Annotated in this window: 8 protein-coding genes; 6 read left to right on the top strand and 2 right to left on the bottom strand. The window is 66.0% G+C overall.

Features of this window, described 5'->3' with window-relative positions:
- The 5 genes from JOZ00_RS17510 to JOZ00_RS17530 form a co-directional block, all read left to right on the top strand.
- The coding region (locus JOZ00_RS17510) for an AAA family ATPase (RefSeq protein ID WP_293345779.1) at positions 1–984 on the top strand (984 nt) is incomplete at its 5' end.
- Positions 985–1,279: 295 nt separating this feature from the next.
- Positions 1,280–1,501 (top strand): CbtB-domain containing protein, encoded by a 222-nt coding sequence (locus JOZ00_RS17515; protein WP_293345781.1) that lies wholly within the window; start codon positions 1,280–1,282, stop codon positions 1,499–1,501.
- Positions 1,502–1,510: 9 nt separating this feature from the next.
- The gene (locus JOZ00_RS17520) at positions 1,511–2,299 is read left to right on the top strand and encodes a CbtA family protein (protein WP_293345783.1); all 789 of its coding nucleotides are present in this window, start codon (positions 1,511–1,513) and stop codon (positions 2,297–2,299) included.
- A complete protein-coding gene (locus tag JOZ00_RS17525) occupies positions 2,296–2,859 on the top strand; it encodes a histidine phosphatase family protein (RefSeq protein ID WP_293345785.1) in 564 nt (187 codons plus the stop codon). The genes JOZ00_RS17520 and JOZ00_RS17525 overlap by 4 nt, the downstream gene beginning before the upstream one ends.
- 80 nt (positions 2,860–2,939) lie before the next feature.
- Positions 2,940–3,590: a maleylpyruvate isomerase family mycothiol-dependent enzyme gene (locus tag JOZ00_RS17530; protein ID WP_293345787.1), complete on the top strand. Its 651-nt coding sequence runs from the start codon at positions 2,940–2,942 to the stop codon at positions 3,588–3,590.
- On the opposite strand, the gene JOZ00_RS17535 is transcribed toward JOZ00_RS17530, so the two are convergent.
- Complete coding sequence (locus JOZ00_RS17535; RefSeq protein ID WP_293345789.1) at positions 3,587–4,948, bottom strand: class A beta-lactamase-related serine hydrolase; 1,362 nt, start codon at positions 4,946–4,948, stop codon at positions 3,587–3,589. The genes JOZ00_RS17530 and JOZ00_RS17535 overlap by 4 nt on opposite strands.
- Complete coding sequence (mhuD, locus tag JOZ00_RS17540; RefSeq protein WP_293345791.1) at positions 4,926–5,243, bottom strand: mycobilin-forming heme oxygenase MhuD; 318 nt, start codon at positions 5,241–5,243, stop codon at positions 4,926–4,928. Before mhuD ends, JOZ00_RS17535 begins: the two co-directional genes overlap by 23 nt.
- A 65-nt stretch (positions 5,244–5,308) precedes the next feature.
- Between mhuD and JOZ00_RS17545 the strand changes: the two genes are divergently transcribed.
- The coding region (locus JOZ00_RS17545; protein WP_293345793.1) for an alpha/beta hydrolase at positions 5,309–5,615 on the top strand (307 nt) is incomplete at its 3' end.

Consider the following 5,615-nt stretch of genomic DNA (forward strand, 5'->3'; position numbering starts at 1 on the left):
GAGGATGCCGTCAAGGCCGTGTCCAAGGCGATCCGCCGTACCCGCGCCGGCCTGAAAGACCCGAAGCGCCCGTCCGGGTCGTTTATCTTCGCCGGTCCGTCCGGTGTCGGTAAGACCGAGCTGTCGAAGGCGCTCGCCGAGTTCCTCTTCGGTGACGACGACGCGCTCATCCAGATCGACATGGGCGAGTTCCACGACCGCTTCACCGCGTCGCGGCTGTTCGGTGCCCCTCCCGGCTACGTCTGCTATGAAGAGGGCGGGCAGCTCACCGAGAAGGTGCGGCGCAAGCCGTTCTCGGTGGTGCTGTTCGACGAGATCGAGAAGGCGCACCAGGAGATCTACAACAGCCTGTTGCAGGTCCTCGAGGACGGTCGGCTGACCGACGGTCAGGGGCGCACGGTCGACTTCAAGAACACCGTGCTGATCTTCACGTCCAACCTGGGCACTGCCGACATCTCGAAGGCGGTCGGCCTCGGGTTCACCCAGGGTGGCGGTGACAACAACTACGAGCGGATGAAGCAGAAGGTCAACGACGAGCTGAAGAAGCACTTCCGCCCGGAGTTCCTGAACCGCATCGACGACATCATCGTCTTCCACCAGCTGACCCGCGACGAAATCATCCGGATGGTCGACCTCATGATCACCCGGGTCGCCAACCAGCTCAAGACCAAGGACATGGCTCTGGAGCTAACCGACAAGGCCAAGTCGTTGCTGGCCAAGCGCGGCTTCGACCCGGTGCTGGGTGCTCGCCCGCTGCGGCGCACCATCCAGCGCGAGATCGAGGACCAGCTCTCGGAGAAGATCCTCTTCGAGGAGATCGGTCCGGGACAGGTCGTCACGGTCGACGTGGACAACTGGGACGGCGAAGGCTCCGGAGAGGATGCGGCGTTCACGTTCACCGGAACCCGCAAGCCTCCGGCCGAGCCGGACCTGGCGAAAGCCGGGGCGCACAGCGCCGGCAATCCCGCGCCGGAATCGCAGTAGCAGTCAGTCGAAACGGGCGGTCAATCTCTCACGGGATTGCCGCCCGTTTTCGCTGCGCCGACAAAAGGGCCCGTCCGTGTTCGGCGGTGAGCCAGCTCGGCTTTGCGTCGCGGGACCGCAGGACAAGTCCGGAATTGTTTTATTGATCGCGGCAGTCGCGGTCTAGACTGACCCTTGTTGTTCGACGAGCGACGGAATCTGGTGAGAATCCAGGACGGTCGCGCCACTGTGCAAAGTCAGACCCGGCGCTCGTCAACGCCCAAGTGGGACGCGATATCCCCAGAAGGAGTCAACTGTGTCCAATAGTGTGACCGGTTCGAAGACGACTGCCGCCCGTTCGGTTGACCTGTCGGCGGCCGGCGCCGCGGCCTGGTTGGCCGCGACGGTCTTCCTGGCGTTGTTGGCGGTCTACTTCGTCGGCGTCGATCAGGGCGCGGTATCGCTGTTCGGCAGCGACATGCACGTGCACGAGTTCGTGCACGACGCGCGCCACCTACTGGGCTTTCCCTGCCACTGACTCGCTCACGTGGAGAAGCGACTGATCGCACGTGGTCTCCTGGCGGGTGTCGTCGGCTCCGTGCTGGCATTCATCTTCGCCCGCCTGTGTGCCGAGCCCGTCATCGCCCGGGCCATCGCCTTTGAAGACGGTCGAACCGACGCCGAGGAAGCGCACGGCGTGCACGAGCACGGCGTCGAGCTGTTCACCCGCGGCGTGCAGTCCAGCCCCGGATTGGGTTTCGGAGTCCTGCTCTTCGGGGTCGCGATGGGCGCGCTGTTCTCGGTGTTGTTCTGCGTCGTCTACGCGCGATCCAAAGATGTTGAGGCGCGGCTGCTTTCGGTGCAGCTCGCGGCGGCGTCCTTCGTCGGGGTGTACCTGGTGCCGTTCTTGAAGTATCCGCCCAATCCACCCGCGGTGGGCCAGTCGGACACGATCAAGGAGCGCACCGGCTGGTACCTGCTGATGGTGCTGGTCTCGGTGGTGCTGGCCGGCGGCGCGGTGTGGCTGGCCCGGCGCCTCGAAGCCCGATTCGGCGCCTGGAACGCCTGGCTGCTCGCGGCCGGGACATACATCGTGGTGCTCGCCGCGGTCACGGCGCTTTTGCCCACTGTTGACGAGACGCCCGCGCCGCTGCGCGATGCCTCGGGTGTGATCATTTACCCGGGCTTTCCCGCCGATGTCCTTTACGAGTTCAGGCTGCTTTCGCTGGCCACCCAGCTGATTCTGTGGGTGAGCATCGGTGTGGTGTTCTCCACGCTGGCGTCCCGGCTATTGGGCGAGCGCGCCGACAGAACCTCGAGTATCGCAGCAGCGTGACGGAGGTCGTCCGGCTCACCCTGGTGGCGCACGCGATGACCGACGCAATGGCGACGGGCCGTTTCCCCGCCGACGAACCGCTCAGCGAGATCGGCCGCAGGCAGACGAAAACCGTTGCCCACCTTGACCTTCGCGGCGACGCCCGACAACTCGCCGGACCCGAGCTCCGTGCCGGGCAGACCGCGCAACTGCTGGGATTGAATCCCGCAACGGAACCCAGCCTGGCCGACCTGGATTGCGGGTACTGGCAGGGTCAGGCGCTCAAAGACCTACGGCCGGAGGACCTGACGACGTGGCTGACCGAGCCGGGGCGGGCGCCGCACGGGGGTGAGTCGATCCTCGATTTGATCGAGCGGGTGGCGGACTGGCTGGAGGCACTGACCGAGAAAGAGGCTTCCAAGCCCTTGCGTGTGGTCGCGGTGACACACCCGGCGGTGATCCGCGCGGCGGTCCTGGTGGCGCTCAATATTCCGCCAAAATCGTTTTGGCGCATAGATGTAGCGCCCGTGAGTCGTGTCGACATGAATTTCCGGCAGGACCGCTGGACGCTGCGTTTGTGAGGAACTAGCGCGGGGCGATGACTTTCACGCGCGGCGCAGGTCTACATCGATGCCATTTCATCCATGTGTTGGGAGCCTCCATGTCCAAACGCGCTATCCGTGATGCTCTCTGGTCGGCGGCCCATGCCGAGCGCGCCGCGCTGGCAGACGATCTCGCCGGCCTCGACGACGCGCAGTGGGCGCATCCGTCACTGTGCGGGCGGTGGAATGTCGAACAGGTCGTCGCCCACCTCACGGCCGCGGCGAGCGTCGGTCCCATGCGCTGGTGTGCCAGTGTCTTGGGCGCGCGATTCGATTTCGACCTACACAACGAGCGGCGCTTGGCCGAGCACCGGGGCGAAACACCCGCCGAGACGCTCGAGCGGTTCCGGCATGTCATCACGAGTACCACCGCGCCACTGGGACCGACCGCCGCGTGGCTGGGTGAGGTTATTGTGCACGCTCAAGACATCCGACGGCCCCTCGGGCTTCGCGGCGCCCCTCCGGTGGACGTCGTGACCTCCGTCGCTGACTTCTATGCGCAGCGGGATTTCGCGGTGCGCAGCCAAAGCGCCTGCAACGGTCTGCGTTTGGAGGCGACCGACGGTGCCTTCGCGACGGGCACCGGCCCGCTCGTCAGCGGTACGACCTTGGCGTTGACGATGGCGATTGCGGGGCGCCGCGATTATTGTGACGATCTCACCGGCCCAGGCGTCCCCGAGTTGCGTGCCCGATGCTCTGCCCCTGACTAGCGCGGGGCGATCAGCGCGAAGGCCTGCTTGGCGATCTGCAGCATCCAGCTGGTGACGGTCGGCCCGTGATCGCGGGGCCAGTTGAGCTGGAAGCTGACCACCCATGGCTGCTGGGTCTTGTCGACGGCGTACCAGCTGAAGGTCAGGTCGCCCGGTAGACCCCCGGCTTTGGCGCCGATGTAAGGCCAGACGTTTCGGTCGAGCTGGATGCCTGCCACCGCGGAAAGTATCTGTCTGACCGGTGCGGCCTTGCCGACCGCGTCGGCCTGCAGCGTCGCATGGACGCGGCAGATGTCCTCGGCGCTGCCGTACCACTCCGCGCCGTAGGAGGATGCCGGCGCGTGCGCGCGGGTCGGATCAGGTTCGTAGGGAGAGGAATTCGCCTGAGCCAGCAGCTGCGCGCGCAGCTGCGGCGATCCGTGCTGCCATTGGCTGCGCAGGTCCGGCTTACCCCAGCCGACCGAGAACAGTTCGTACATCGTGGGGAACGGAGTCATGCTGGCCGGGTCGTGGTGGCCGGCCGTGGCGAGCGCTTCGGAGATGGCATTTGTGCCGAGCTTCCCGATCAGCAGGTCGGTCGCCATGTTGTCACTGGTGGCGATCATCTTCTCCGCGGCGGTGCGAACCGAGACATGAGCCCCGACAGGCAGTTGCAGACCCGAAGAGCCGACGGCCCGGCCCTTGTCCGTGACGGTCAGCTGGTCGTCCCAGGACACCGTCCCGTTCTTGATCGCGACCGCCACCGCATGCAGCACAAACAATTTGAAAATCGATGCCAGGGGCAAAGATTCACCGGTGTTGGTCCCCGCAACCGGATCGCAGTGGCCGTTGTCGACCTTGGCGACCTGGTAGGAGTAGCGCGCGCCGGTCTTGCTCAGCACCGCATCGATGTCATGCCACGAGTTGATCGGGGGCGCCTGGGTGTCGAGGTCGAACCGATCCACCCGTCCGTCGTCGCCGGTGTGTATCCGGATGTCTTGCCGCGCACCGTAAGACGAGATGAGGTGCAATGTGGCCACGCTCGCGCTGAGGTCCACGCCGGCCAGCGTGAAGGGACGATCCCACCACAACGCTTCCATGGTGGATTGCACCGACTCGACCTTGTCCGGCACGGCGAGGGTACCGACCCCGACCGGTCCGATGGGCCAGTCCGAGTTCAGCATGTCCAGCGTCTGCTGGGCCCGGATGCCGGGCGGCGTGCGCATATCGATCTGCCGGCCCGGGTTCGCCGCGTTCGCCTGTGGTGAGGGGGAGGGGGCGCAGCCGGGCGCCAACGCGACCACCAGTGCAGCGGCGGCACTGACCGCCAAAGCGCGACGCCGAGCCGAGGGCTTGCTAGCCCGCTTTGTTTGCGGCAACGTCGAGCACGACCTCGAATTCCAGCAGCGACGCGCCCGTCGCCACCGGGTTGGCCCGGTGGCCCGCATGGGCTTCGATCGCAGGTCCCTTCGCCCACGCCTGGAATGCTTCATCGGACTCCCAGTGTGTCACCACGAAGTAGCGGTCCTCACCCTGGATGGGACGCAGCAGCTGAAAGCCGAGGAAGCCGGGCTGATTCTCCACCGCATGCGCGCGGTGGGCGAACCGCTTCTCCAGTTCTGGGCCTGCCTCGGCCGGAACTTCGATTGCATTGATCTTCACCACTGGCGGCATGTCGCTAGGCTACCCCGTTGCATGCCGGCCGCTACCGAAGACCTAGTGCACACCAGGATGGTGATATGCCCAGCGATCTGTTGACTCGCCACGGAGGCGATGGCGAGCCGCTGGTGCTGGTGCACGGCCTGATGGGGCGCGGCACCACATGGACGCGCCAGCTCCCATGGCTGACCCGGCTGGGCACCGTCTACACCTACGACGCGCTGTGGCACCGGGGCCGCGACGTCGACGATCCGCATCCCGTCAGCACCGAGCGCTTCGTCGCCGATCTGGCCGACGCGGTCAGCACAGTGCAAGCACCTGTTCGAATGGTGGGGCATTCGATGGGTGCCCTGCACTCGTGGTGTCTGGCCGCCGTCCGCCCGGAAC

The sequence above is a fragment of the Mycobacterium sp. genome (assembly GCF_019243155.1).
Classification (GTDB): domain Bacteria; phylum Actinomycetota; class Actinomycetes; order Mycobacteriales; family Mycobacteriaceae; genus Mycobacterium.

What these genes read in the sequence shown, in the direction of transcription:
- mhuD (WP_293345791.1), bottom strand. Translation starts at nt 5,243, where the DNA reads ATGCCGCCAGTGGTGAAGATCAATGCAATCGAAGTTCCGGCCGAGGCA.
- JOZ00_RS17530 (WP_293345787.1), top strand. Translation starts at nt 2,940, where the DNA reads ATGTCCAAACGCGCTATCCGTGATGCTCTCTGGTCGGCGGCCCATGCC.